This is a genomic window from Bradyrhizobium genosp. A (genome assembly GCF_049949275.1).
Lineage (GTDB): Bacteria > Pseudomonadota > Alphaproteobacteria > Rhizobiales > Xanthobacteraceae > Bradyrhizobium.
Genome location: NZ_CP188196.1, coordinates 2,916,753 through 2,942,025, shown reverse-complemented (window position 1 = coordinate 2,942,025; position 25,273 = coordinate 2,916,753). Strand labels below are relative to the sequence as shown.

The window sequence follows — 25,273 nt, the reverse complement described above, 5'->3', positions numbered from 1 at the left end:
GTGCAGCGGGGCGCTCAAGGCGCCGCCACGGCGAGGTTGACGAACTTCTCATGCTGCATCCTGCCGAGCAGCGAGGCAAGCTCGTCCTGGCTCATCGCCTTGTCGAACTGCAGGCGGAACATGCCGCCCCTGGCATCGCCGATGATCGAGGCCTGGTAGCTGTCGAGCAGCGCGGTGATGTCCGCGACGCGCGCCTCGGGAGTGAAGCGCACCAGCGCCCGCGAAGGAGCAGCCGCCCCGAGCTCGCGCGTGATCGGCGCGCCGGTCGAGAGCGATGCGGTCTGGAAGGTCGAGGTCTGGGTCTTCATCAGCACAGCGCCGATGATGCCCGCCTGGAGCAACAACGCGACGGCGCCAAGGCTCGCCGACCAGGCGAGCGTGCGCGGCGACAGGCTCGCGAAGAAGGTCGCAACACGCGCCGACAACGGCAGCGAACCGGTGGCTCGCGCAGGCTCGGCGTCGATTGCCGCGAACAGCTTCTGCATCGCGCCCGCCGACGGAGCGCCGAGGCTTTCGTTGAGATGGATGGTCTCTTCGTATTCGCCGCGGATCGCCGCATATTGTTTCGCAAGCTCCGGATCGCTGGCGAGCGCTTCCTCGACGCGGCGGGCGTCGCGCGCGTTCAGCGTGCCGGCGGCGTGCCACGGCAGCAGCAGTTCGATCTCACCGGGCTCTCGCTCCAGCATCTTCTTGCTCAATGCCATCATGGCCAGCCTCGCTCAATGCCGGCTGCCTTCAGCAGTTCGGCCAATTTCTTGCGCGCATAGAAAAGGCGCGTCTTCACAGTGTTCTCGGGAATGCCAACGATTTCGGCGACCTCTTCCACGGACTTCTCGTGGTAGTAGACGAGGTCGACGATTTCCCGATGGTCCGGCGAGAGGCCCGTCAAACACTCCCGCAACGCTTCACTGGTATTCTTTTTCTGAACCGCCGTTTCTGGATTGTCGGACGAATCCTCGATCGCATTGGCGGCCTCGTCGTCCAATTCAAAATCCTTTCGGCGCCGAAGCGCAGACAGGGCCTTGAATCGGGTGATTGCCAGCAGCCAGGTGGAAACGGCGGATCGGCCCTCGAACTTGCCGGCTTGACGCCAGACGTCGAGAAACACCTCGCTGATGAGGTCTTCCGCCGTCTGCTCGTCCCGCACGAGCCTAAGCCCGAACCTGTAAACCCTGACATGGTGCCGCCCGTACAGCACCTGCATGGCGAGCCGGTCGCCTTGGGCGATCCTGGCGATAAGGACCTCGTCCGTAGCCGCCTGTGTCACGCTCAAAGGCCGTCTCGCAAAGTTTGTCGGGTCGATGCGGGGGACGGTTCGACGGGAGGGGTGAAATTCTTCAGCCTACCGCACTCATACGGGGAGCTGTGTGATCTACCCCACATACGAGCAATTTCCTTGTCCCGCCCGTGGCGGTTGGCTGCTTCGCTCCAGAACGGTAACATAATACGGAAATACTCTCTTGCGGACTTGCGGTGGCCGGCACAGACGGCCCGCTCCATAACACGGCCCTGTGCACCTTATGTCGCACGGGGCCGGCTTTGGTCCGCGATATCGCCTGCGATGCCTAACCGGCCGCAAAATTTCCGCGCCTGCACGAGGTCCCGCATCCGCACCGAGTCCCCGGATTCGGTGCAAAAGGATACCAAACCTAAAGGCTTGCCACGTAGATTTTTTCGGCTGACATCCACCATTGGCGGGACCATGAGCACGGCCGCGACGTCCTTTCCGGAGAGGAATGCCGCAGAGGTCGCGGATCTCGTCCTCATGCCCGAGGCGGCCGCGCCCGAGGTGCTGGCGCGGCGGACCCGGCAGCGCCGGCAGATGTATATCGGCCAGGTCGCGAGCTACTCCCTCGGCGCCTCGGTCCTGCTGCTCTACGCATATGACGGCGCCGTTCACATGAACGTACCGTCGCTGTTCTGGGTCGGCGGCCTCCTGATCATCGGCATCTTCGTCGTGATGTCGGAGGCCGGCGTCGGCGACAGGCACAACGACCACTATCTCACGGTCTTCCAGATCTCGGCGCATATGGCGCTGCAATTCGTGTTCCTGGTGTCGGTGCCGGCGATCGCGATCGCCTTCATCAGCGCGCTGTTCCTGATCTTCGCATTCGGCACGCTGCGCATGACCTCGGCCCAGGCGATGCTGACCTGGGCGATCGCGACCATCGCGCTCGCGGCCGTGTTCCTCGGCTCCGACCTGCCGATCGGCATGCCGGTCGCGACGCGGCTGCAGCGGACGGCCTCGATGCTGTGCTTCGTACTGGTGATCGGCCAGTGCGCCTTCCTCGGCCTGTTCGGCGCCACGCTGCGCAAGATCCTGTACCGACGCAGCATCGAGTTGAAGGCCGCCTATCGGCGCATCGAGGAGCTCGCCGAGCTCGACGAGCTGACCGGCTCCTACAACCGCCGCTGCATCATGCGGCTTCTCGACGCAGAGATGGAAAAATCGCGGCAGGCGGCCGCGCCCTGCGCCATCGCGCTGATCGACCTCGACTGGTTCAAGCGCGTCAACGACGGCCACGGCCACCCCGTCGGCGACGAGGTGTTGCGAACCTTCGCCATCACCATCTTCGCCAACATCCGGCCCGACGATCGTTTCGGCCGCTATGGCGGCGAGGAATTTCTGCTGCTGCTGCCCGGCACCGCAAGCGAGGCCGCATCGCGCATGCTCGATCGGCTGCGCAGCATCGTCGCCGAGCTCGACTGGAGCGCATTCTCGCCCGGTATGAGCGTGACGATTTCCGCCGGCGTCGTGACGCTGCGCGACAATGATACTGCAGACACGTTTCTCGCGCGCGCCGACAGCGCGCTCTATTCCGCCAAGGCGCAAGGGCGCAACCGCATTGTTACGAGCTGACCGATCCATTTGCTGCCGGCGCGTGAGAATACGCCGCCGGACCGAACGCTCCAGGACAGGGCCATGAGAACCAAATCCGTCAAGTCATCCGAGAACCTGCTCGACGAATTGCAGTCGGCTCTCGCGCACGGCACCGTCGCGCGCCGGGTCGAGACGCTGCGCCGCGTCACCGACCTCTTCATCAACAACGCGGTGGATTATTCCGACGACCATGTCCGCGTCTTCGACGACGTATTCCAGTGCCTGATCGAGCAGATCGAGACCTCGGCAAAGGCGCTGCTCGCCGCCCGCCTCGCACCGATCGCGGCCGCGCCGCCAAAAATCATCCGTACGCTGGCGCTCGACGACGTCATCGAGGTCGCCGGCCCCGTACTGACGAAGTCGGAGCGGCTGGACGAGACGACCCTGATCGAGATCGCACGCAGCAAGAGCCAGGCCCATCTCAAGGCGATCTCGCTGCGGCGGGTGCTCTCGGAAGCGCTGACCGATGTGCTGGTGACGCGCGGCAACGAAGACGTGGTGCAGTCGACCGTCAACAACCACGGCGCACAGCTCTCCGAGGGCAGCCTCACCGATCTCGTCGCCCGCGCCGAACGCGACGACGATCTTGCCGCCTGCATCGGCCTGCGGCCCGACCTGCCGCGCCATCACTATCTGAAGCTGATCGCCCGGGCCTCCCTGAGCGTGCGCAGGAAGCTGGAGGCCGCTCATCCCGAGCTCGCCGACGAGGTGTCGAGCGTGGTTCAGGAAGCGGCGCAGCGGGTCCGCGCCGCCACCATGACCCGCCAGACCGAAATGGCACGCGCGCTGGTGAAGTCACTCCACGACGACGGCCGTCTCAACGAATTCCAGGTCACGACCTTCGCCGAGCAGGGCAAGTTCGACGAGACCAATGCGGGGCTCGCGGCACTGGCCGGCGTCGCAGTCGAGACCGCCGAGAACATGATGATCGAGAGCCGTACCGAGGGCGTGATGATCCTCGCCAAGGTCGCCGGCATGCAATGGTCGAGCGTGCGCGCGATCATCGCCATGCGCGAAAAGCTCTCCGGCGGCTCGCAGACCGACATGCTGACGCTGCGGGATACCTACGAGGCCCTGCGCAGCTCCACCGCGCAACAGGTGCTGCGCTTCCACCGCATGCAGAGCACGACGTCCGCCGCCTAGTAACGCAGGACTCTCGAGCCCACGGCCGCGCCGATCGCAGTCACGATCGCGGTCGCGATCGTGTACCAGGTCGCGACGAACAGCGGCGAATCGTCGGTGCAATGTGACGCATAGAGCGTGGCGGCGAGCCCGGCCGACAACAGGCCGGCGAGCGCACCGGCAAGCGCCGGCCGTGACGGCGCGCCGTGGCGCAGGCCGAACAATGCACCCGCGAGCAGCGGCAGCGACATCGCAGGGATCGCCGACATGCACCACCGCGAGTTCTTGCCGACGAGCCGCATCGTCATCGGCATGGCCGGCGCCATCATTGCTTCGCTGCCGATCGCAACCGCCAGCAGACCGACGGGCAGCAGCAGCAGCCAGCCCCAGCCGCGCATCAAGGCTTCGGGCCGCGACAGATGCAGGCTGATGATGATCGCAGGGATGGCGAGCGACAGCGTGACCGCGAACTTCGTGTCGAAGAACGGGTTGTGCATCGCCGTCATCACGTCGGGCCGCACGCCCAGGAAGGTGGCGAAGATCAGGATCGAGAACGGTGCCGCCACCAGCAGGCCCATGGTCATCAAGGCGCCGACGCGCGGGGCGCGGTGGGCGTTGTCGGCCGCGAGCGTGCGAATGAGTTGATCGGTATCCATGACTAGTGGTCCCGTAGTTTGGCCGTCAGGGCCGAAAGCCCCCGATGCAGCGCGACCCGCACGGCACCTTCGCTCATCGAGAATTTCGTCGCCGTATCCTTGATCGAGGCGCTGTCGACCGCGATCGACTGCAACACGTCGCGCTGGCGCTGCGGCAGGGCGCTGAGGTGACTGGCAACCTCGCCCGCCGAAGCCGTCTCCTGCGGCGTCTCGCCGGGCAGCGTTTCGGCAAAATCGTCGATGTTGACGAAGACGCGCCGGCCGCGCCGCCGCAGCGCGTCGATCAGCTTGTTGCGCGCGATCGCAAACAGCCACGGGGCGAAAGGCGCTTCGCTGTCCCAGGTGTGCCGCTTCAGATGCACCGCCAACAAAATCTCCTGCACGATATCCTCGGCCTGATCGGGAGGCTGCCCGGCCCTCGCCAGGCCACGCCTCGCGGCAGCGCGCAGCACCGGCGCGACCGCCTTCAACAGGCGATGATACGCCGCATCATCACCTGCCATGGCCGACCGCATCAGGCCGGTCCACTCGTCCTCACGTCCGCGCACGCGCGCTCCTACACGGCAATTCGGCCGCTCTTTCAATTTGTTACGTTGGCATTCCAGAGATCACGAAGTCGTGATCAAAAGACAACCGCAGGCGCCCAAAGAATCCGATCCGGCCGTAAATGCCCCGGGAGGCTCATAACACCGATCGGTCCGCGCTGCACCCGGCAGCCCGATGCGCCCGTCCAGTTTGCCCCGGTTTTGCCCGGTCTGGCCCGAAGATTCCCATTTTTTGCCCCGCTGTCGTCATGCGCCGGGGTCTCTGTTCGTCCTGGGACAGGAGAATTTGGGACGGGTGAATTGGGGAGATCGTCAACATGATGAAAGCCAGCGGGCGCGCGGCATTGGTCGTTCTGGCCGGACTATTGCTTCTGTTTGGAGCCTCTGCGCAGGCCGCACCTAGCTCCGCAGCAAGCACAGGGCCGGACGGTGCGAGCAAACAGGCCGATGCGGGCAAGCAGCGGCGCCACGCGTCTCACCGCCACACCGGCAGCAAGACGGCGCAGAAATCCGACGACAAAGCCAACAAGACGGATGCCACGCCGCAGGCCGACGAGGCCAAGGACGAGGCCAAAGCCAGCACAGACGTCCCGGCCTCGAGCCAGATGCCGCCGGACGTCGCCAATGCCAACGCGCAGCTTGCCGCTGCCGACACGCCGCCTGCGGCCGCGGCCTCGGCGATGACGGGCCGCGCCAACGACAATGTGCAGGCCGCGGCCGACAATGGCGCTGCCCCGAATTCCGAGAACCAGGTGGTCGCACCCGACCAGCTCAACGACCTCGACCGCGCCCTGCAACAGGACAATCCGCCCGCGCAGAAAGCGGTGGTTGCCGCAACCGACGCACAGCCGCGTCCGGCGCCGGTGATGGCGAGCAGCCAGCCGAATTCGGCCTGGGACCAGAGCTCCCTGATCGGCAAGATCTTCATTGGCGTCGGCACGCTGCTGACACTGGCCTCCGCCGCGCGCATGTTCATGGCCTAATGGCTCATTTCGGGGCGCGCGCTGTGTGCGCGTCCCGGCGGCTCTTGGCCCCCTTGAAGGCATCCGCGCCAGCGGGCACATTGCCCGCTCAAATCGAAAGCGTGGGTGGAGCATGAGCACGTTCGAACACATCATCGTCGAAAGCCAAGGCGCGGTCGGCATCATCAAGCTGAACCGGCCGAAGATGCTCAACGCGCTCTCCTTCGGCGTGTTTCGCGAGATTGCGGCGGCCGTCGACGATCTCGAGGCCGATGACGCCATCGGCTGTATCGTCGTGACCGGCAGCGAGAAGGCCTTTGCCGCCGGCGCCGACATCAAGGAGATGCAGCCGAAGGGCTTCATCGACATGTTCTCCGAGGATTTTGCCGCGATCGGCGGCGACCGCATCGCGCGGTGCCGCAAGCCGACCATTGCTGCCGTCGCCGGCTATGCGCTCGGGGGCGGCTGCGAGCTCGCCATGATGTGCGACTTCATCATCGCCGCCGACACCGCCAAATTCGGCCAGCCCGAGATCACGCTCGGCACCATTCCCGGCATCGGCGGCACCCAGCGCCTGACCCGCGCAATCGGCAAGTCCAAGGCAATGGATCTCTGCCTCACCGGCCGCATGATGGATGCAGCTGAGGCTGAGCGCAGCGGCCTCGTCAGCCGCATCGTGCCGGCCGACAAGCTGATGGACGAGACCATGGCGGCCGCCGAGAAGATCGCCGCGATGTCGCGGCCCGCGGTGGCCATGGCCAAGGAAGCGGTCAACCGCGCCTTCGAGACCACGCTCGCCGAGGGCATGAGCGTCGAGCGCAATTTGTTCCACTCGACCTTCGCGCTCGAAGACCGCTCCGAAGGCATGGCCGCGTTCATCGAGAAGCGCAAGCCGGTGAACAAGAACCGGTAAGACAAGACCCTTAAGACAAGACCCGGACACCGATGAAGCGCCTCCGCATCCATCTGATGGGAGCTTCGGGCTCCGGCGTGACGACGCCGGTCAATTTCGACGTGCCGGCGCATGCCTGCGACTGCCACACCCATATCCACGGCGATGTCGAGAAATTTCCGTTCTTCGCGGGGCGCGTCTATACGCCGGGACCGGCAAGCCCCGAAGAGATGGCGGCACTGCACAAGGCGCTGCATATCGAGCGCGTGGTGATCGTCACGCCGAGCGTCTACGGCACCGACAATTCCTCCAGCCTGTTCGGGATGAAGGCGCGCGGCGCCACTGCGCGCGGAGTGGCCGTGATCGACGACAGGACCACGGAGACCCAACTCGACGCGATGCATGCGGACGGCTTTCGCGGCATCCGCATCAATCTTGCGACCGACGGCATCAATGATGCCGATGTCGGCCGCGCGCGCTTCACCGCCGCCATCGAGCGCATGCAGGCGCGCGGCTGGCACGTGCAGCTGTACACCACGCTGGCGATGATCTCGGCCATTAGGGATCTCGTGCTGGCCTCATCGGTGCCCGCGGTGTTCGACCATTTTGGTGGGCTCGAGGCCCCGCTCGGACTGGAGCAGTCCGGATTTGCGGACCTCGTCGCACTCGTCAAAACGGGCAAGGCCTATGTGAAGATTTCGGGCGCCTACCGCTCGTCGAACCTCGCGCCCGGTTATCAGGACATGGTGCCCTATGCGCGCGCACTGATCGCCGCAAACCCGGATCGTATCGTCTGGGGCACCGACTGGCCACATCCGGATTCGGCGCAAGTCGACGGCCGCAAGGTCACCGACATCGCACCGTTCCACCAGATCGACGATGGCCGCCTGCTCAATCAGCTTCCGCTGTGGGCGCCGGATGCGGATGTACGCAAGAAAATCCTGGTCGACAATCCGGCGCGACTCTACGGCTTCTGAGTCGCGACAAAACCCGATTAGGTTCAAACAAAATGCGACGCAGTTCCATGTTAAGTGATGGAACTGTTGTCGCGAGAGCACAACGACGCTGACTCACACGTTCGTGTTTGCACTCTCGTTTGTTTTTCAGCCGTCCGGTTGAGGCGGCTTCTCCATTTCGCAGGTACGCACACGTACAGATTTCATTTGTTCGTGCGGGTTCATGCCATTATCGCATTATCTTGCCGCGCTCGTCTCCGGCATTGGAATTGGTTTCGCCGTCGCGGCTCCTATTGGGCCAATGGGCATGCTGTGCATTCAGCGCACATTGACGTCGGGCATGGCCACGGGCCTCGCCACCGGCTTCGGCGCGGCGACTGTGCATCTCACCTACAGCGCCTTCGCAGTTTTGGGATTAGGCGCGCTTGCGCAGCCCTGGGTTGAGGCGAATGCCGTCGTCTTCGGCATCGTCTCGGCGTTAACGCTGCTGTGGTTCGCGCTCCGCACGCATCGCTGCTCCATCGTGCTCCAGGAGGCCGGTGAGATCGACAGAGTGCGTTTCGCACGCGCCTATCTCAGCGCCATCGCGCTCGGGCTGACCAATCCATTGACGGTCATCCTGTTTCTCGCAGCGCTGCACGCGTTCTCCACGCAGGCCGCAGCCGCACCGCTGATCGCGGGCGTCTTCGTCGGCTCTGCGGTCTGGTGGATGATCCTCAGCACGATCGTCGCAACCGCGCGCTCGCGGCTGACGCCGCGGATGCTGTCGCTGAGCAGCCGGTTCGCGAGCCTGATGCTGCTTGGGCTCGGGACCACGATGCTGCTGCGGATCGCGCAGCGCGCGTTTGGTTAGCTAAACGTCAGCGCGCCCGGCGCGAGAAGAAGGAGATCAGCACCGGCAGCGTCACCAGGATCACGATCGGCGCAGCATCATGCCGGTGACGACAACGACTGCGAGCGGCTCTGCACCTGCGAGCCGATGCCCGCCGACAGTGCGGCCGGCAGCAGGCCGACGCCGCGGACCACGGCTGATTGCTCCAATACGTCAGCTTCATGTCAGCTTCGCGCCGGCCATTGCGGCGGATGGCTGCCGAGCGGCATGGCCGGACGGCTCCATTGCGCCGGCGTTCGCGACAGCACCGCCGAATGGCGCACCGCCGTCAACGTGCCGAAGCCAGATGACACTGTCTCCATGAACGCAGCATGTACAGCCTCGCCCGTAAGGTCCGGGGTGTTGAGACCGCTGTCGAGCCGGCCGAGATTCCACAGCCAGCGTCCGGTCTGCGCCAGCGACACGCGCACGTGCCAGCTGCCGCCTTCGCGAGCCTGACGTGCCTTGGCCATCATCGCACCGAACGCCATCAGATAACCGGTGGCGTGGTCGAGCATCTGCGCCGGCAATTCCTTGGGACCGTCGATGCCGGCGGCCTTGCCTTCCGCATGGTTGAAGCCGGTCGTGGTTTGCACCAGCGAATCGAAGCCGCGCCGCTCGGCCCATGGGCCGGCATGGCCATAGGCCGACAGCGTGACGTAGACGATGCCGGGATTGATCTCGGCGGCCTGCTCCGGCGAGAAGCCGAGGGCTGCGAGAGCGCGCGGGCGATAGCCTTGCGAGAAGATGTCGGCGGTTTGCAGCAGTTCGCGCATCTCGGCCCGGCCCGCCTCGCTCTTCAGCTCGATGAAGGTGGTGAGCTTGCCGCGGCCGGTGTCGATCGTGAGCCACGGAATGGCGGGCAAATCAGGCCCCGAAACCAGCAGCACATCCGCGCCGTGCGCAGCGAGCGTGCGGCCGGCAACGGGACCTGCGATGACGCGGGAGAGATCGAGCACGCGAAGACCCGAGAGCGGGCGATCGCCTTTGGACCACGGCTTGGGCGGGGCATCGCCGATCTTGTCGACCGAGATCAGCGGCAATTGTGCGAGTGCGCGCGCTTGCGGCAGCACCGACCATTCGTCGTACGAGCGCATCATAGCGACGACACCGCCGGTGGCGTCGGCCGCGGCTTCAAAATCCTCGCCCTTCCATTGCATCAGCGCGGCCTGCACCTTCTCGCGCTCGGGCATGCAGCCAAGCACCTTGCAGACGGCGTCGCGGTGATGCTGGAAGTTGGTGTGGCAGCGGACGAAGCGGTTGTCGCCGGTCTTGTAGACGCCGGCGATGGCGTCCCAGGCTGGCGGCGGCGGCTTGTCGTCGCGGCGCAGATAACGCTCGGAACGGCATTCGACGACGGCGTGGCGCATGTCGACGCTGACGTCCTGCGCCTCGCCGCTCCGCAGCCGCCAGATCTCGGCAGCCGCCAGGCCCGCGGCAGCGATCGTCGTCTGCCCGGCGACGGCGACACGAAACGAGGACGGGATCTGCGGCTCGTCGCCTGTCAGGTGCACGCCCGCGAGCGCGGCCACATCACCGCCGGCGGAGATCCAGATATCCCTGAGAATGTCGATGGGGCTTTGCATGGCCTCTTCTCTCCCTTAGTTTTTCTGCGACTCTCCATTACCACATAAGGGAATGCAATGGCCGCCATCGATCCCCTCACCGCAGGCGCCGTGTTCGTCGCAACGGCGGCCACCGACGCAGTCTATGTGATGTTCACCTCCGCCGTGGTCGCGCGCAAGCGCGTGCCGGCCGCGAGCTGGAGCGCGATCTGGTATCTGCTCTCTTCCTATGCCGTGATCAGCTACACCGAGAACGCGTTCTACGTCGCGTTCGCGGCGACCGGCTCCTGGGTCGGCGCCTATGCGTCGCTGACCTTCCTGCATCGTCCGCCCGGTGGCCCGCCGGTGGGGGCGTCGCCGGAGTGAGGATTGAATTCGTAGGGCGGGCAAAGCGAAGCGTGCCCACCGCCTTCGCGCCAGTTGAGAGATGGTGGGCACGGCTGGATTGCTTCGTCGCTTCGCTCCTCGCAATGACGATGTGGAGGCTTCTGCCTATCTTCTGAAACAGTTACACTCCCTGCTATCAACAAGAAGGAACCAAACAATGGATCTCGGTCTCAAAGGCAAAAACGCTGTCGTGCTCGGCGGCACACGCGGCATCGGGCGGGCGATTGCAGCGACGCTGGCCGGTGAAGGCGCCAATGTCGCGGTCTGCGCGCGCAACGCGGAGCAGGTTGCAGCCACCGTTACTGAACTGAAGGCCAGCGGCATCCGCGCCACTGGCGGCACGGTCGACGTCACCGACGGCGCGGCGCTGAAGGCGTGGGTCGAGGGCGCGGCAAAGGAGTTCGGCGGCATCGACCTGCTGTTTTCCAATGCCGGCGCCATGGCGCAAGGCCACGATCCCGCATCATGGGAGCAGAATTTCCGGCTCGACGTGCTCGGCGCCGTGCATGCGTTCGACGCGGCGCGGCCGTTCCTTGAGACAAGCGGCGAGACGAGCGGCGATGCCGCCTTCGTCATCATCTCCTCGATCGCGGCGGCGCATGCCGATCTCGCCAGCTCCTACGGCCCGATCAAGGCCGCGCTGATCCACATGGCCAAGGGACTGGCGCGGCAATACGCCAAGAAGAAGATCCGCGTCAACGTGGTCTCGCCCGGCACTGTCTACTTCAAGGGCGGCGTCTGGAACATGATCGAGCAGAACATGCCTGAGCGTTACAACGACGCGATGAAGCGCAATCCGACGGGGCGCATGGCCACTCCGCAGGAGATCGCGAACGCCGCGGTGTTTCTGGCGAGCCCGGCGTCGTCGTTCACGACGGGCTCCAATCTGATCGTGGACGGGGCGATCTCGAACCGGGTGAATTTTTAGGGAACCGCGCGGCATCGTCATCGAAGAGCTTGTAGGGTGGGCAAAGCGAAGCGTGCCCACCACTCTCGCGACGAGATCCTAGAAGGTGGGCACGGCGCTCGCGCGCCTTTGCCCACCCTACGGCAGCTTTGCGGAGGCAAAGAGCCTCAATGAAAATCCCGGGACGGGGGCAGGATGCGGACGTTGCGGGGGTGGCGGATTTTTTGGGCCGGCAGGTCCGCATGGTCGCGGCGGTCGTCGTTGAACGGCTCGATCACGGTGGCGCCTGCCGGCACCGGAGGCTTGCGGCTCAGGGCATCGTTGGCAAGGCCGACCAGATCGTGCGAGCGGTCGATCATGCGTTGCGCGATCAGATGCGTCACCTTCTCGGGGCTGCTCTGGATATAGCCCTGTACCTCGATGAGGCGCGCACCCATCACCTCTTTCCGGTACTGCTCCATGATCTTGGGCCACACCACGACATTGGCGATGCCGGTTTCGTCCTCCAGCGTCATGAACACGACGCCACTGGCGCTGCCCGGCCGCTGCCGCACCAGCACCACGCCGGCGCAGCGGACGCGGCGCCGCTCGTTCTCATGACTGATTTCCTTGCAGGCCACGATCCGCTCGCGCGAAAACATCTCGCGCAAGAATTCCATCGGATGGCCTTTGAGTGACAGCCGGATGGTCTGGTAGTCGGCGACGACCTGTTCGGGACGCGGCATCACCGGCAACGGCTTGGCCTGCTCGTCCGGCTGCTCGCGCGCGGTGGCCGCCTCGAACAGCGGCAGCGCCACATCGTCGGGCAGCCGTCGCACCTGCCACAGTGCCTCGCGGCGGTCGAGCCCGAGCGAGCGGAATGCATCAGCATCTGCCAGCAGGATCAGCGCGCGCTTGGGCAGGCCGGTGTCGCGGGCAAAATCTTCGAGCGAGGTGAAGGAGCCGCGATTGCGGACGTCGATGATGCGGTCGGCCCAGTCAATCGTCTTGTCATTCCGGGGCGACGCGTCAGCGTCGAGCCCGGAATCCATTCCTCCAGGCGTATGCGGCCCAATGGATTCCGGGTTCGCGCTACGCGCGCCCCGGAATGACAGCTGAGATCGTTTCAGGAATTCCTCATCCGGATCGAGCCAGTGAAAGCCGTCGATCTGACGGAAGCCGAGGCGAACGGCACAATATCTGTCGTCGGTATTCTCCAGCGTGTTCTGCGCAAAGCTGTAGGACACGTCGATCTCGCGCACCTCGACGCCGTTCTTGCGGGCGTCGCCGACGATCTGCGCCGGCGCGTAAAAGCCCATCGGCTGCGAATTCAAGAGGCCGCAGCAGAAGGCGTCGGGATGATGATATTTCAGCCATGAGGAGATATAGACGAGTTGCGCGAAGCTCGCGGCATGACTCTCCGGGAAGCCGTAGGAACCAAAGCCCTTGATCTGGTCAAAACAGCTTCTGGCGAAGTTTGCATCATAGCCGCGCGCGACCATGTTGCCGATCAGCTTCTCCTCGTATTGACCGATGGTGCCGACATTGCGAAAAGTCGCCATCGAACGGCGCAGGCCGTTGGCTTCCTCGGGGGTGAATTTCGCCGCCTCGATCGCGATGCGCATCGCCTGTTCCTGGAACAGAGGCACGCCCTTCGTCTTGTGCAGCACCTTGTAGAGCTCGTCCGCGGGACCATGCTCGGGCGATGGCGAGGGGTAGCTCACCTTTTCCTGGCCGTTCCGTCGTCGCAGATACGGATGCACCATGTCGCCCTGGATCGGACCCGGGCGCACGATCGCGACCTCGATGACGAGATCGTAGAATTCCCGCGGCTTCAGCCGCGGCAGCATGTTCATCTGCGCGCGGCTCTCGACCTGGAACACGCCGAGCGACTCGCCATCACACAGCATGTCGTAGACTTTGGGATCGTCCTGCGGGACGGTCGCCAGAACCCAGCGCTCGCCCTTGTGCTGGTCGATCAAATCAAAACATTTCCTGATGCAGGTCAGCATGCCCAGCGCAAGCACATCGACCTTCATCATGTTGAGCGCATCGACGTCGTCCTTGTCCCATTCGATGAAGGTGCGGTCGTCCATCGCGGCGTTGCCGATCGGCACATAGGTGTCGAGCCGGTCCTGCGTCAGCACATAGCCGCCGACATGTTGCGAAAGGTGGCGCGGGAATTCGATCAGCTCGGTCGCCAGTTCGACCGCGAGGTTGATCATGGGATTTTGGGGATCGAGCCCGGCTTGCCTGACCTGCATGTCGTTGAGGCCCTTGCCCCAGCTGCCCCAGATGGTGTCGGCGAGCGCGGCGGTGACGTCCTCGGTCAGCCCCAACGCCTTGCCGACATCGCGGATGGCGCTGCGCGGGCGATAATGGATGATCGTGGCGATGATCGCGGCGCGGTGGCGGCCGTAGCGGCGGTAGACATATTGCATTACCTCCTCGCGCCGCGAGTGCTCGAAATCGACGTCGATGTCGGGCGGCTCCAGCCGCTCCTTGGAGATGAAGCGCTCGAACAGGAGATCGACCTTGGTCGGATCGACCGAGGTGATGCCGAGCACGTAGCACACAGCCGAGTTCGCGGCCGAGCCGCGGCCCTGGCACAGGATGTTCTGGCTGCGCGCGTAGTGGACGATGTCATGCACGGTGAGGAAATAGTGCGCGTATTTCAGCTCCGCGATCAGCGCGAGCTCTTTTTTGAGCGTCGCGCGCAGCTTTGCGTCAATTTTTTCGATACCACCAAAGTATTTGTCGACGCCCGCCCAGGTCAGATCTTCAAGATGCCCTTGCGCGGTCTTGCCCGGCGGCACCGGCTCATCCGGATACTGGTATTTGAGCTGGTCGAGCGAGAAGTCGATCTTGTCGGCAAACCGCATGGTCTCCGCGATTGCCCCGGGGAAATCGCGGAACAGCCGCGCCATCTCGCGGGGCGTCTTCAGAAAGCGCTCGGCATTGGCTTCCAGCTTGCGTCCGACCGCCTCGATCGTGGTCTTTTCCCGGATGCAGGTCAGCACGTCTTGCAGGGGACGACGGCCGGGATCGTGATAGAGCACCTCGTTGGTCGCAAGCAGCGGCACTCCTGCTTCGGCTGCGAGATCGTCGAGCCGCGCGAGGCGGCGGCGGTCGTCGCCGCGATAGATCAGGCTCGCCGCCAGCCATACGCCATCGGCGGGGCTCGCTTTGAGTTTTGAAATGACATCCAGCGCTTTCGCATCATCAAACCGATGCGGCAGCGTCAGAACCAGGAGCTGGCCTTCAGAAAATTCCAGCAGATCGGCGAAGGTGAGATGGCATTCCCCCTTCTCGATCCGCGTGATGTCGTCGCCGCGCTTGCCTCTGGTGAGGAGTTGGCAGAGCCGGCCATAGGCGGCACGGTCGCGCGGATAGACAAAAATGTCGGGCGTGCCGTCGATGAAGACGATGCGCGCGCCGATCAGCAGCTTAGGCTTGTGCAGCACCTTGTCATTGTCGATCTCCTTGTAGGCCCGCACCACGCCGGCCAGCGTGTTGTGATCGGCGATGCCGATCACGGGGATGCCGAGCTTGCTGGCCTGATGCACATAGGCGCGCGGATCCGAGCCGCCGCGCAAAAAAGAGAAGTTCGTGGTGATGCCGATCTCGGCATAGACTGAAGTCTTCATGCGAAGAGACCGTGCACATACCAGTTGGGCGGAGCGGGCTTGCCGTCGGCGTCGAACACCTCTCCCTCGTAAAGACCGTCGCGAAAGATCCAGAAGCGCAGGCCTTCGGCATCCTCGATGCGGAAATAATCCCGCGTCAGCTGCTTGCCGTCCTGCCGCCACCATTCCATCGCGATGCGCTCGGGTCCTTCCACCCGCACCACCGCATGTTTTGCGCGCCGCCAGGTGAATTGATGTGGCGGGCCATCAGGCACGGTCGCGAACGGCACTGTGACCGGCTCCGGCTTGTCGAACAGCCGCAGGGGACGCAGCGGCGGCTCGCTCTCCGCACGCGCCGGCCATTCGGCCTGCATGGCAGCGGCAAGATGATGCTGCGCGGGCGCGGCCAGCACCGCCTGCTCGGGGATATGAGTATCCTCAGGCAGATGCACGACGACGCGCTTTCCGCCGATACGCGCGGCGATGCGGTCGATCAGCGCGGCGAGCTCGTCATTGTCGTGGGCATGGGCATCGAGATCGCGCTGCTCCTGCACCACGATCTCGGTGCGGCTCGCCGACAGCCGCACCATGTCGAAGCCGAAGCCGGGATCGAGGGGGTCGGCAAGCGCGGCGAGGCGCTCGCGGAACAGCCGGTCGATCACCGCACTTCGCGTCACCGGACGTCCGGTTTCGACCATGATCGCGCGCACCACGCCGTCGGTGCGGAAGAACGCGGCCTCCAGGCGTCGCGCGCCCTTGCCCTGCTTTTCCATGGAGGCGATCAGCGTGTCGGCCAGCCGCGACAGCGTCATCGCGATCATGGTGTCGGTTGCGATCGGCTCGGCAAAGCGTTTTTCCACAATGTAGTCGGGCAGCGGCTTTCGCGGATTGATCGGCGCATCGCCCTGCCCCAGCGCATGCGCGAGCAGCGTCGAGAACCGCGCGCCGAACCGCGCCGTGATTTCGCTCGGCGCGCGCGAAGCGACATCGCCGATGGTCTTCAGCCCGGCCCGGCGCAGGCCGGTGGTAATGGCTTCGTCCGCACCGAGCGCGGACACCGGAAACCGGTCGATCGCCGCCGCCTCCCCGCCATCGGCGACGATGCTGCCCGTGGCTTGCCGCGTCAGCGTGCGCGCGCAGACGGAGGTGCCGGCAATGGCCGCACTGACGGCAAAGCCCTGGCGCGCCAGCGACCGGACCAGCGCCTGCAACAATGCAGCCTCGCCGCCGAACAGATGCGCGCAGCCGGTGATGTCGAGGAACAGCCCGTGCGGCGGATCGAGCGCCACCAGCGGCGTGAAGCGGTCGCACCAATCGGCGATGTCGCTGAGCGTCTTCGCGTCGGCCACGACATCGGCGTCGAACACTTTCAAGTCCGGGCACATCGCCCGCGCATTCGCCAGCGGCTGGCCGATGTACAGTCCGAGCCGCTCGGCGGCTTCGTCCAGCGCATGGATCACCAGCGCATTGGTGTCCTTGATGACGATAATGCTCGGCTCATCCTGCGCGGCGCTGCTCGGCAAAAACCGCTGGATCCGGTCGATGGGCAGGCGCGGCAGCCACAGGCTGAGGATACGCCGACGATTCAGAGAACTGGCACTCATCACATTTCCATTCCATGATCCACCGGCCGCACGGGCCATGACGATTGCGCAACAGCTCGACATCGAAGCGCGGCGCGCCCCAGGCACTCCACATCAGCCCCGGCGGCGAATGCGCGGCGCGCAGCATCCATCGCGTCTCCGCAGTCGAAGGCAATGGCTGCGCCGCCATCCGCAGCAAGAGGCCAGTGACGCCGGACGACTGCGCGGCCAGCGTCAGCTTGCGGCTCGCCACCAGATCGAACTGCCTCGTCTCACCCCAAAGCTCGAGCACGACGGCGCCGAGCGCATCGCAGGCGAGTGCATCGGCCGAGGTGCGTAGCGCGCTCTCGACGTCAGCCGCACGCACCATCACCACGCGGCGCGGATCGAGGCCGAGTTCGGCGAGCCCGCTCATCGACAACGCGCCGGTTTCAAGTTCCGAGAAATCCTGCCGCACCCACAGCAGCGGGCGGCGAACCGTGACGCGGCCCGCAAGCCCGGTGACAAAACCGGTCGCGGCAGCACCCTGACGCCCCTCGCAAAACACCTCGTGGATCGCCGCGCGCGCGAGCCCCCCTTTCAAGACGTGGTCGACCTCACCGTGGCCGAGCGCGACGCGGTCGTGATGATGCACGACCTCCGCCGTCTCGATCCGTTCGATCTGGCTGCGCAAGGTCGCAAGCGCGCTCATACATGCGCCGCTCATGCTCGCCGCTCCTTCAGAGGTGATTGCCGATGGCTCTCAAAAATAAGAACCAGCGGCTGGCTCATTTGTTCATGATATGTTCTAATATAAAGCTAACGCCGGCCGAGGAGTCAATCGAATTGCGGCTCAGTCGGATTCGTCAGCTGAATCAAAGGGATTCCGGGATGGACGTGCAACGCAAGCTGGAGATCCTGGCGGACGCCGCCAAGTACGACGCCTCCTGTGCTTCCAGCGGCACCGAAAAGCGGGATTCCAGCGACGGCAAGGGCATGGGCTCGACCGCGCCCGGCATGGGCATCTGCCATTCCTACGCGCCGGACGGACGCTGCATCTCGCTGCTCAAGGTGCTGCTCACCAACGCCTGCAATTACGACTGCCTCTATTGCGTCAACCGCGCCTCCTCGAACGTGCCGCGCGCCCGCTTCACCATCGACGAAGTGGTCAAGCTGACGCTGGACTTTTACCGGCGCAATTACATCGAGGGGCTGTTCCTTTCCTCCGGCATCATTCGCAGCCCCGATTACACGATGGAGCAGGTCGTCAGCGTCGCGCGCAAGCTGCGCGAGGAGCATCACTTTCGTGGCTACATCCATCTCAAGACCATTCCGGAGGCCGACGACGCGCTGATCGCGGAAGCCGGCAAATATGCCGACCGTCTCTCCATCAACATCGAAATGCCTGAGGAGACGAGCCTGCAGCAATTCGCGCCGGAAAAGAACGTGCGCGCGATCCGCCGCACCATGGGCCGGCTGCGGCTGAAGCTGGACGAGGCCGAGGACAACCGCAGCACCAAGACGAAGGCGAAGCCGCAGCGTTTCGCACCGGCAGGACAAAGCACGCAGATGATCGTCGGCGCAGATGGCGCGAACGATCACACCATCCTCCACACCAGCGCCAATCTCTACGGCTCCTACCGGCTGCGGCGCGTCTATTACTCCGCCTTCAGCCCGATCCCCGATGCCAGCCGCGCGCTGCCCTTGGTACAGCCGCCACTGCTGCGCGAGCACCGGCTCTACCAGGCCGACTGGCTGATGCGGTTTTACGGTTTCGACGTCGGCGAGATCGTCGACGACAGCGCGATGCTGCCGCTCGACATCGATCCGAAACTCGCCTGGGCGCTGCGCCACCGCGACCGTTTTCCGCTCGACGTCAACCGCGCCAGCCGCGAGGAGCTGCTGCGCGTGCCGGGCTTCGGCACCAAGGCGGTCGAGCGCATCATCGCCACGCGGCGCACCACCACGATCCGTCTCTCCGATCTCGCGCGGCTGCACGTGCCCCGCAACAAGGCGCTGCCGTTCATCGTGCTCAGCGATCACCGGCCCGCGCCGCATCGTCTCGACGAGGCGCGGCTGATCGAACGGTTCAAGCCGAAGGCAACGCAACTGGGATTTGGCTTCTGATGCAGTACATCACCCTCGACACCGAAACCGATTTCGACGGCTGGCGCAAAGCCGCGCGGACCCTCGTGCTTCATCATGTGCAGCCCACCGATGTCACCTGGGCCGTGCAAGGCGGCGAAGCCGAGTTGTTCGCGCCGCCCGCGCCGTCTCCGATCCTCGAAGTGAACGACGGCACCTTCAACGTTTCGGCAAAATTCGTCGACCTCGCCCAGGCCGCCATCCTGCATCGCGATCCCCAGCGCTTTGCGATCCTCTATCGTCTGCTGTTTCGGCTGAAGGACAATCACGATCTCATCGATGTCGCGACCGATCCTGACGTCGCCCTGGTCACGGCGATGGCGAGAGCAGTCCATCGCGACGAGCACAAGATGCACGCCTTCGTGCGCTTCCGCGAGATCGGCCGCGAGCGCGCCGCGCATTACGTCGCCTGGTTCGAGCCGGAGCATCACATCGTCGAGCTCGCAGCGCCGTTCTTCGCACGGCGCTTTGCCGACATGCCGTGGTCGATCCTGACGCCAGATCTCTGCGCGCATTGGGATGGCCACGCGCTTTCGTTCACGCCGGGCGTGAGCAAGAGCGAGGCGCCGGGCGAAGACCGGCTGGAAGAAACCTGGCGGCGCTACTACGCCAGCATCTTCAATCCGGCGCGATTGAAGGTGAAGGCGATGCAGACGGAGATGCCGAAGAAATACTGGAGGAACCTGCCCGAGGCCTCGATCATTAAGCCCTTGATCGAGGATGCCGAACGCATGACCGGCGCCATGATCGCCAATGCCGCGACCGATCCGCACAAGCCTCAGAAGCGGCCGGAGGCTCCGATGACACGCAAGACTGCCACCAACGATCTCGACGCGCTTCGCGAGGAGGCCGCCCACTGCCGCGCTTGCCCGCTCTACAAGGACGCGACGCAGACCGTGTTCGGCGAAGGCCCGAAGGACGCTACCGTCATGCTGGTCGGCGAGCAGCCCGGCGACAAGGAAGACCTCGCGGGCCACCCCTTCGTCGGCCCGGCCGGCCAGATGCTCGACCGCGCGCTCGCGGAAGCCGGCGTCGACCGCAAGAAGGTCTACGTGACCAATGCGGTGAAGCACTTCAAATTCCTGCCGCGGGGAAAGGTTCGCCTGCACCAGAAGCCTTCAACGCCGGAGATCAGAGCGTGCCGGCAATGGTATGAGCGGGAAGTTTCGGCAATCCAGCCCGATCTCATCGTGGCGATGGGCGCGACCGCCGCGCAGAGCGTGTTCGGCAAGATCACGCCAATCGGCAAGACCCGCGGCCGGCTCATTGACCTTCCCGACGGACGCAAGGCTCTGGTGACCGTGCATCCGTCCTACCTCCTGCGGCTGCCCGATCCGGAGGCGAAGGTGCTCGAATATCAGCGTTTTGTCGAAGACCTGAAGATCGCCGCTGCGTTGCAGAAGAAAGCCGCGCGCGCCGCCTGACGCTCCCCGTAATGTCTGCAACAGGCGGTGGAGAAGTTCCGCCTTATCAATCGTTTTTCAACCATTTCAACGGGCCGTCACATGCCGCGCGCAAAATTGGAGGCATTGGGACAGGAGAATTCCGATGAGTGACGTTGCTTTACCCGGCTCCATTGAGCCTGCCTTGCGCAAGGGGCCCGACCTTGAACGCGGATTCCACCCGTTGACCGGCATCATTTACATGGGGGTCATCGCCGCCGCACTGCTCTTCGTTGCCTACAGCATCTGGGTCGACATCGATGCGACTGGCACGCAGGTCAAGAGCATCGCCCCCTTCCTCATGCTCTTCGTCGCGCTTTTGATCGCGCTCGGCTTCGAGTTCGTGAACGGTTTCCACGATACCGCCAATGCGGTCGCGACCGTGATCTACACCCGCTCGCTGCCCGCCCACATCGCCGTGGTGTGGTCCGGCATGTTCAACCTGTTCGGCGTGCTGCTGTCCTCGGGCGCGGTCGCGTTCGGCATCGTCTCGCTGCTGCCGGTCGAGCTGATCCTTCAGGTCGGCTCCAGCGCCGGCTTCGCCATGGTGTTCGCGCTGCTGATCGCCGCCATCATCTGGAACGTCGGCACCTGGTATTTCGGCCTGCCGGCCTCGAGCTCGCACACCCTGATCGGCTCGATCATGGGCGTCGGCATCATGAACGCAGTCCTGCACGGCCGCAGCGGCACTTCGGGCGTTGACTGGTCGCAGGCGACCAATATTTTCAAGGCGCTGTTACTCTCGCCGCTGTTCGGCTTTACGCTCGCTGCGATCCTGCTGCTGATCCTGCGTTCCATCCTGCTGCGCGCCACGCCCGCTTTGTTCGGCGAGCCGGAGGGCGACCAGCCGCCGCCGTGGTGGATCCGCGGCATCCTGATCCTCACCTGCACGCTGGTGAGCTTCTTCCACGGCTCCAATGACGGTCAGAAGGGCATGGGCCTGATCATGCTGATCCTGATCGGCACCGTGCCTACGGCCTACGCGCTCAACCGCGCGCTGCCGGACAGCCAGATCGTCGCGTTCAGCACGAACTCGGAAGCCGCGAGCAAGATTATAGAAGGCAAGGCCGCCGGCTACAGCGTGATCGGCAATCCGCGCCCCGCCGTGACCAACTATGTCGCGCAGCGCGAAGTCAATGGCGGCACGTTCCCGTCGCTTGCCGTCCTCGTGCGCGATATCGCCAAGCAGGTTACCACCTACGGCTCGCTCGCCAAGGTGCCGGCCGACCTCGTCGGCAACACCCGCAACGACATGTACCTCGTCTCGGAAGCGCTCCGCTTCCTGATGAAGGACAAGGAAGCCGAGCTCAGCGCTGCCGACGTCTCCGTGCTCAACGCCTATAAGGGCTCGCTCGACAGCGCCACGAAGTTCATCCCCAGCTGGGTGAAGATCGCGGTGGCGATCGCGCTTGGCCTTGGCACCATGGTCGGCTGGAAGCGCATCGTCGTCACGGTCGGCGAGAAGATCGGCAAGACGCACCTGACTTACGCGCAAGGCGCCTGCGCCGAGATCACTGCGGCCGCCACCATCGCCGCCGCCGACATCTACGGCCTGCCGGTCTCGACCACGCACGTGCTGTCGTCGGGCATCGCCGGCACCATGGCCGCCAACGGCTCAGGCCTGCAATGGTCGACGATCCGCAACATCGCTCTCGCCTGGGTGCTGACCCTGCCGGCCGCGATGATCATCTCGGGCGCGTTGTACTACTTCTTCTCGCACGTGTTCTGAGCCGCTACACAATACAAAACAAAAGGGCCCGTGCGATGCACGGGCCCTTTTTGCTCCGACTGAATTGAGACTTACGAGGCCGCGAGCTGTTCCTCGACCAGCTTGACCCAGTAGGACGTGCCGAACACGATCGCCTCGTCGTTGAAATTGTAGGCGGGGTGATGCAGGCCGGCGCTATCGCCGTTGCCGCAGAAGATGAATGCGCCGGGGCGCGCTTCCAGCATGTAGGCAAAATCCTCGCCGCCCATCAGCGGCGACATATCGAGCACATTGGCATCGCCCGCGACCTGCTTGGCAATGCGCGACGCCACCTCGGTCTCAGCGGCGTGGTTGTTCACCACGGGATAGTTGCGCTTGTAGTGCAAATCGATCTTCGCGCCGGTGATCTGGGCGACGCCTGCCACGACTTCACGCACACGCTTCTCGACCAGCTTGCGCACGTCCGGCGTCAGCGTGCGGACGGTGCCCCGCAGAATCGCGGTTTGCGGGATGACGTTGCGGGCGTTGCCGGCGTGGAATTCGCAGATCGAGATCACGGCCGATTCCAGCGGATCGACGCTGCGCGCGACGATCGACTGCAACGCGGTGATCAGCTGTGCACCGACCAGAACGGAATCGACGCATTTGTGCGGACGCGCGGCGTGGCCGCCGAGGCCCTCGATCATGATGTCGACCTCGTCGGTCGCCGCCATGATCGGGCCGGGCCGGATCGCGAACGAGCCGATCGGAATGCCGGGGCCGTTGTGCATGCCGTAGACCTGCTCGATGCCGAAGCGCTCCATCATGCCGTCCTTGACCATGGCCGCGCCACCGGCGCCGCCCTCCTCGGCGGGCTGGAAGATCACGACGGCATCGCCGGCGAAGTTGCGGGTCTCGGCGAGATAGCGCGCGGCGCCGAGCAGCATCGCGGTGTGACCGTCATGGCCGCAGGCGTGCATCTTGCCCGGAGTTTTGGAGGTGTAAGGCAGGTTGGTCTGCTCGTCGACAGGCAGCGCGTCCATGTCGGCCCGCATGCCGATCACCTTGAGCCCCTCGCCGGCCGGCTTGTTGCCCTTGATCACGCCGACCACACCGGTCTGGCCGATGCCGGTCACGACCTCGTCGCAACCGAACTCGCGCAGGCGATCCGCGACGAATGCTGCGGTGCGGTGGACATCATACAGCAGCTCGGGGTGCTGGTGGATGTCCCGCCGCCAGGCCTGGATATCGGGTTGAAGGTCGGCGACGCGGTTCACGATGGGCATGGAGGGTCTCGAGCTTTGTTGAAAATGCAGGCCTGTCTACCATGCAAGCACCAGTCCACCCAACTGCCTGGGATCGGGTCTAGCCCTGCCCATGCGGCATGGCCGGACTTGTCCCGGTCGTCTCCGTCTGCCTATTAGGATGGAACGTTAGGTGACCATCCGGGTGGAAGCAGAATGCCAAGGCGGCTCGAAGGTGAGTTTGACTACATTGTCGTCGGCGCCGGCACGGCCGGCTGCATCGTTGCCAACCGTCTGTCGGCCGAGCCCAAAAACCGCGTCCTCATTCTCGAGGCCGGCGGCGACGACAACTGGATCTGGTTCCACATTCCGGTCGGCTATCTCTTCGCGATCGGCAATCCGCGCTCGGACTGGATGTTCAAGACCGAGGCCGAGCCGGGGCTGAACGGCCGCGCACTCGCCTATCCCCGCGGGAAGGTGATCGGCGGCTGTTCGGCGATCAACGCCATGATCTCGATGCGCGGCCAGGCCGCCGATTACGACCACTGGCGCCAGCTCGGCATGACCGGCTGGGGCTATGATGACGTGCTGCCGCTGTTCAGGCGGCTGGAGGATCATTTCCTGGGCGCGAGCGAGCATCACGGCTCCGGCGGCGGCTGGCGCATCGAGGCGCCGCGGCTGTCCTGGGACGTTCTCGATGCCGTTGGCGATGCCGCCGAGGAAATGGGCATCAAGCGCATTCCGGATTTCAACACCGGCGACAACGAAGGTACGAGCTACTTTCACGTCAACCAGAAGCGCGGCCGGCGCTGGTCATCGGCGCGCGGGTTTCTCAAGCCGGCGCTGAACCGGCCGAACCTGCGGCTCGAGAAGAACGTTCTGGTCGATCGCCTGATTATCGAGCAGGGCCGCGCCGTCGGTGTGCGCTTCATCCAGAACGGCGAGATCATCGAGGCGCGTGCCAAGCGCGAGGTGGTCCTCTCGGCAGGCTCGATCGGCTCGGTGCAGGTGCTGCATCGCTCCGGTATCGGGCCTGCAGACTGGTTGTCGCCGCTCGGCATCGACATCGTGATGGACAAGCCCGGCGTGGGGCGTAACCTGCAGGACCATCTCCAGCAGCGCGCGATCTACAAGGTCGAGGGCGTGCGGACGTTGAACGAAACCTACTACAATCTGTTCCGCCGCGGCCTGATGGGCCTCGACTATGCCTTCCGCCGCCGTGGTCCGCTGACCATGGCGCCGTCGCAGCTCGGCATCTTCACGCGTTCCGATGCGACACGCGCACGCGCCAACATCCAGTTCCACGTGCAGCCGTTGTCGCTCGACAAGTTCGGCGATCCCCTGCACCGCTTCCCTGCGATCACGGTGAGCGCCTGCAATCTCCAGCCGACCTCGCGCGGCACTGTGCGGCTGCGCTCGGCGACGCCGGACGAGAAGCCGATCATCGCGCCGAACTATCTGTCGACCGACGACGACCGCAAGGTCGGCGCCGACGCCATCCGCACCACGCGCCGCCTGATGCAGCAGAAGGCGCTGGCAAAATATCGTCCGAGCGAATATCTGCCCGGTCCCACCGTCGGCGACGACGATGCCTCGCTCGCAAAAGCCGCCGGCGATATCGGTACCACCATCTTCCATCCCGTCGGCACGGCGAAGATGGGCGCGGCGAATGATCCCATGGCGGTGGTCGACGAGCGCCTGCGCTTCTATGGCCTCAGCGGTCTTCGCATCGTCGACGCCTCGATCATGCCGACGATCACCTCGGGCAATACCAACACGCCAACCGCGATGATCGCCGAGAAGGGCGCTGCGATGATCTTGGAGGATGCGAAGTAGCCGAGAGC

21 protein-coding genes and 1 pseudogene are annotated in these 25,273 nt (G+C 64.7%); 12 read left to right on the top strand and 10 right to left on the bottom strand.

The window, feature by feature from the left end; all coding sequences use genetic code 11:
• Window positions 1–14: 14 nt before the first annotated feature.
• Together ACP2YP_RS13595 and ACP2YP_RS13590 are read right to left on the bottom strand one after the other, a co-directional pair.
• On the bottom strand, window positions 15–707 hold the full coding sequence (locus ACP2YP_RS13595) for a hypothetical protein (RefSeq protein ID WP_426424707.1): 693 nt from the start codon (window positions 705–707) through the stop codon (window positions 15–17).
• The gene (locus ACP2YP_RS13590) at window positions 704–1,273 is read right to left on the bottom strand and encodes a sigma-70 family RNA polymerase sigma factor (protein ID WP_027533902.1); all 570 of its coding nucleotides are present in this window, start codon (window positions 1,271–1,273) and stop codon (window positions 704–706) included. The genes ACP2YP_RS13595 and ACP2YP_RS13590 overlap by 4 nt, the downstream gene beginning before the upstream one ends.
• A 429-nt stretch (window positions 1,274–1,702) precedes the next feature.
• Between ACP2YP_RS13590 and ACP2YP_RS13585 the strand changes: the two genes are divergently transcribed.
• Entirely contained in the window at window positions 1,703–2,860 is a 1,158-nt protein-coding gene (locus ACP2YP_RS13585; RefSeq protein WP_426424706.1) for a GGDEF domain-containing protein, read from the top strand.
• A gap of 63 nt (window positions 2,861–2,923) precedes the next feature.
• Window positions 2,924–4,024: a DUF2336 domain-containing protein gene (locus ACP2YP_RS13580; protein WP_426424705.1), complete on the top strand. Its 1,101-nt coding sequence runs from the start codon at window positions 2,924–2,926 to the stop codon at window positions 4,022–4,024.
• Here ACP2YP_RS13580 and ACP2YP_RS13575 read toward each other — a convergent pair.
• Window positions 4,021–4,659: an NrsF family protein gene (locus ACP2YP_RS13575; protein ID WP_426424704.1), complete on the bottom strand. Its 639-nt coding sequence runs from the start codon at window positions 4,657–4,659 to the stop codon at window positions 4,021–4,023. The two genes, ACP2YP_RS13580 and ACP2YP_RS13575, sit on opposite strands and share 4 nt — an antisense overlap.
• Window positions 4,660–4,661: 2 nt before the next feature.
• Window positions 4,662–5,207, bottom strand: a complete 546-nt coding sequence (locus ACP2YP_RS13570; RefSeq protein WP_426424703.1) for a sigma-70 family RNA polymerase sigma factor — start codon at window positions 5,205–5,207, stop codon at window positions 4,662–4,664.
• A 314-nt stretch (window positions 5,208–5,521) separates the two neighbouring features.
• On the opposite strand from ACP2YP_RS13570, the gene ACP2YP_RS13565 reads away from it, so the two are divergent.
• The 4 genes from ACP2YP_RS13565 to ACP2YP_RS13550 all read left to right on the top strand — a co-directional run bounded on the left by ACP2YP_RS13565 (window position 5,522) and on the right by ACP2YP_RS13550 (window position 8,867).
• Entirely contained in the window at window positions 5,522–6,187 is a 666-nt protein-coding gene (locus tag ACP2YP_RS13565; RefSeq protein ID WP_426424702.1) for a hypothetical protein, read from the top strand.
• Window positions 6,188–6,299: 112 nt separating this feature from the next.
• Entirely contained in the window at window positions 6,300–7,079 is a 780-nt protein-coding gene (locus tag ACP2YP_RS13560; protein WP_426424701.1) for an enoyl-CoA hydratase, read from the top strand.
• Between the two features lie 101 nt (window positions 7,080–7,180).
• On the top strand, window positions 7,181–8,035 hold the full coding sequence (locus ACP2YP_RS13555; RefSeq protein WP_426426137.1) for an amidohydrolase family protein: 855 nt from the start codon (window positions 7,181–7,183) through the stop codon (window positions 8,033–8,035).
• Between the two features lie 202 nt (window positions 8,036–8,237).
• A complete protein-coding gene (locus tag ACP2YP_RS13550) occupies window positions 8,238–8,867 on the top strand; it encodes a LysE family translocator (RefSeq protein ID WP_426424700.1) in 630 nt (209 codons plus the stop codon).
• Window positions 8,868–8,874: 7 nt separating this feature from the next.
• On the opposite strand, the pseudogene ACP2YP_RS13545 reads toward ACP2YP_RS13550, so the two are convergent.
• Both ACP2YP_RS13545 and ACP2YP_RS13540 read right to left on the bottom strand, forming a co-directional pair.
• Window positions 8,875–9,046, bottom strand: a pseudogene (locus ACP2YP_RS13545) (efflux RND transporter permease subunit); the annotation flags it as partial.
• A gap of 24 nt (window positions 9,047–9,070) precedes the next feature.
• Complete coding sequence (locus tag ACP2YP_RS13540) at window positions 9,071–10,471, bottom strand: CoA transferase (RefSeq protein WP_426424699.1); 1,401 nt, start codon at window positions 10,469–10,471, stop codon at window positions 9,071–9,073.
• Between the two features lie 57 nt (window positions 10,472–10,528).
• Here ACP2YP_RS13540 and ACP2YP_RS13535 point away from each other — a divergent pair, with 57 nt between their 5' ends.
• Window positions 10,529–10,816 (top strand): hypothetical protein, encoded by a 288-nt coding sequence (locus tag ACP2YP_RS13535; protein WP_426424698.1) that lies wholly within the window; start codon window positions 10,529–10,531, stop codon window positions 10,814–10,816.
• Between the two features lie 178 nt (window positions 10,817–10,994).
• Window positions 10,995–11,765, top strand: coding sequence for an SDR family NAD(P)-dependent oxidoreductase (locus tag ACP2YP_RS13530; RefSeq protein WP_426424696.1), 771 nt, complete (start codon window positions 10,995–10,997; stop codon window positions 11,763–11,765).
• A 146-nt stretch (window positions 11,766–11,911) separates the two neighbouring features.
• On the opposite strand, the gene ACP2YP_RS13525 is transcribed toward ACP2YP_RS13530, so the two are convergent.
• The 3 genes from ACP2YP_RS13525 to ACP2YP_RS13515 are packed head-to-tail and all read right to left on the bottom strand — an operon-like array spanning window position 11,912 to window position 17,638.
• Window positions 11,912–15,370, bottom strand: coding sequence for an error-prone DNA polymerase (locus tag ACP2YP_RS13525; RefSeq protein ID WP_426424695.1), 3,459 nt, complete (start codon window positions 15,368–15,370; stop codon window positions 11,912–11,914).
• Window positions 15,367–16,953 carry a Y-family DNA polymerase gene (locus ACP2YP_RS13520; RefSeq protein ID WP_426424694.1) on the bottom strand — a complete coding sequence of 529 codons (1,587 nt, stop codon included), beginning with the start codon at window positions 16,951–16,953 and terminating at the stop codon, window positions 15,367–15,369. The genes ACP2YP_RS13525 and ACP2YP_RS13520 overlap by 4 nt, the downstream gene beginning before the upstream one ends.
• A complete protein-coding gene (locus ACP2YP_RS13515) occupies window positions 16,847–17,638 on the bottom strand; it encodes an ImuA family protein (RefSeq protein ID WP_426424693.1) in 792 nt (263 codons plus the stop codon). The genes ACP2YP_RS13520 and ACP2YP_RS13515 overlap by 107 nt, the downstream gene beginning before the upstream one ends.
• Before the next feature lie 164 nt (window positions 17,639–17,802).
• Between ACP2YP_RS13515 and ACP2YP_RS13510 the strand changes: the two genes are divergently transcribed.
• From ACP2YP_RS13510 to ACP2YP_RS13500, 3 genes are all read left to right on the top strand, one after another.
• Window positions 17,803–19,038 (top strand): putative DNA modification/repair radical SAM protein, encoded by a 1,236-nt coding sequence (locus ACP2YP_RS13510; RefSeq protein ID WP_426424692.1) that lies wholly within the window; start codon window positions 17,803–17,805, stop codon window positions 19,036–19,038.
• The gene (locus tag ACP2YP_RS13505) at window positions 19,038–20,480 is read left to right on the top strand and encodes a UdgX family uracil-DNA binding protein (RefSeq protein ID WP_426424691.1); all 1,443 of its coding nucleotides are present in this window, start codon (window positions 19,038–19,040) and stop codon (window positions 20,478–20,480) included. The genes ACP2YP_RS13510 and ACP2YP_RS13505 overlap by 1 nt, the downstream gene beginning before the upstream one ends.
• A 124-nt stretch (window positions 20,481–20,604) precedes the next feature.
• Entirely contained in the window at window positions 20,605–22,227 is a 1,623-nt protein-coding gene (locus ACP2YP_RS13500; RefSeq protein WP_426424690.1) for an inorganic phosphate transporter, read from the top strand.
• A gap of 71 nt (window positions 22,228–22,298) precedes the next feature.
• Here ACP2YP_RS13500 and ACP2YP_RS13495 read toward each other — a convergent pair whose 3' ends face one another.
• Window positions 22,299–23,471 carry a M20 aminoacylase family protein gene (locus ACP2YP_RS13495; protein WP_426424688.1) on the bottom strand — a complete coding sequence of 391 codons (1,173 nt, stop codon included), beginning with the start codon at window positions 23,469–23,471 and terminating at the stop codon, window positions 22,299–22,301.
• 174 nt (window positions 23,472–23,645) lie between these two features.
• Between ACP2YP_RS13495 and ACP2YP_RS13490 the strand changes: the two genes are divergently transcribed.
• Window positions 23,646–25,265, top strand: a complete 1,620-nt coding sequence (locus tag ACP2YP_RS13490; protein ID WP_426424686.1) for a GMC family oxidoreductase — start codon at window positions 23,646–23,648, stop codon at window positions 25,263–25,265.
• Window positions 25,266–25,273: the final 8 nt, after the last annotated feature.

Bases quoted from the DNA above. Each gene is read 5' to 3' on its own strand.
- ACP2YP_RS13495 (WP_426424688.1), bottom strand. From the start codon at position 23,471: ATGCCCATCGTGAACCGCGTCGCCGACCTTCAACCCGATATCCAGGCC.
- ACP2YP_RS13535 (WP_426424698.1), top strand. From the start codon at position 10,529: ATGGCCGCCATCGATCCCCTCACCGCAGGCGCCGTGTTCGTCGCAACG.
- ACP2YP_RS13520 (WP_426424694.1), bottom strand. From the start codon at position 16,953: ATGAGTGCCAGTTCTCTGAATCGTCGGCGTATCCTCAGCCTGTGGCTG.
- ACP2YP_RS13565 (WP_426424702.1), top strand. From the start codon at position 5,522: ATGATGAAAGCCAGCGGGCGCGCGGCATTGGTCGTTCTGGCCGGACTA.
- ACP2YP_RS13560 (WP_426424701.1), top strand. From the start codon at position 6,300: ATGAGCACGTTCGAACACATCATCGTCGAAAGCCAAGGCGCGGTCGGC.
- ACP2YP_RS13585 (WP_426424706.1), top strand. From the start codon at position 1,703: ATGAGCACGGCCGCGACGTCCTTTCCGGAGAGGAATGCCGCAGAGGTC.
- ACP2YP_RS13595 (WP_426424707.1), bottom strand. From the start codon at position 707: ATGATGGCATTGAGCAAGAAGATGCTGGAGCGAGAGCCCGGTGAGATC.
- ACP2YP_RS13515 (WP_426424693.1), bottom strand. From the start codon at position 17,638: ATGAGCGGCGCATGTATGAGCGCGCTTGCGACCTTGCGCAGCCAGATC.
- ACP2YP_RS13525 (WP_426424695.1), bottom strand. From the start codon at position 15,370: ATGAAGACTTCAGTCTATGCCGAGATCGGCATCACCACGAACTTCTCT.
- ACP2YP_RS13575 (WP_426424704.1), bottom strand. From the start codon at position 4,659: ATGGATACCGATCAACTCATTCGCACGCTCGCGGCCGACAACGCCCAC.
- ACP2YP_RS13500 (WP_426424690.1), top strand. From the start codon at position 20,605: ATGAGTGACGTTGCTTTACCCGGCTCCATTGAGCCTGCCTTGCGCAAG.
- ACP2YP_RS13540 (WP_426424699.1), bottom strand. From the start codon at position 10,471: ATGCAAAGCCCCATCGACATTCTCAGGGATATCTGGATCTCCGCCGGC.
- ACP2YP_RS13550 (WP_426424700.1), top strand. From the start codon at position 8,238: ATGCCATTATCGCATTATCTTGCCGCGCTCGTCTCCGGCATTGGAATT.
- ACP2YP_RS13490 (WP_426424686.1), top strand. From the start codon at position 23,646: ATGCCAAGGCGGCTCGAAGGTGAGTTTGACTACATTGTCGTCGGCGCC.
- ACP2YP_RS13505 (WP_426424691.1), top strand. From the start codon at position 19,038: ATGCAGTACATCACCCTCGACACCGAAACCGATTTCGACGGCTGGCGC.
- ACP2YP_RS13530 (WP_426424696.1), top strand. From the start codon at position 10,995: ATGGATCTCGGTCTCAAAGGCAAAAACGCTGTCGTGCTCGGCGGCACA.
- ACP2YP_RS13580 (WP_426424705.1), top strand. From the start codon at position 2,924: ATGAGAACCAAATCCGTCAAGTCATCCGAGAACCTGCTCGACGAATTG.
- ACP2YP_RS13510 (WP_426424692.1), top strand. From the start codon at position 17,803: ATGGACGTGCAACGCAAGCTGGAGATCCTGGCGGACGCCGCCAAGTAC.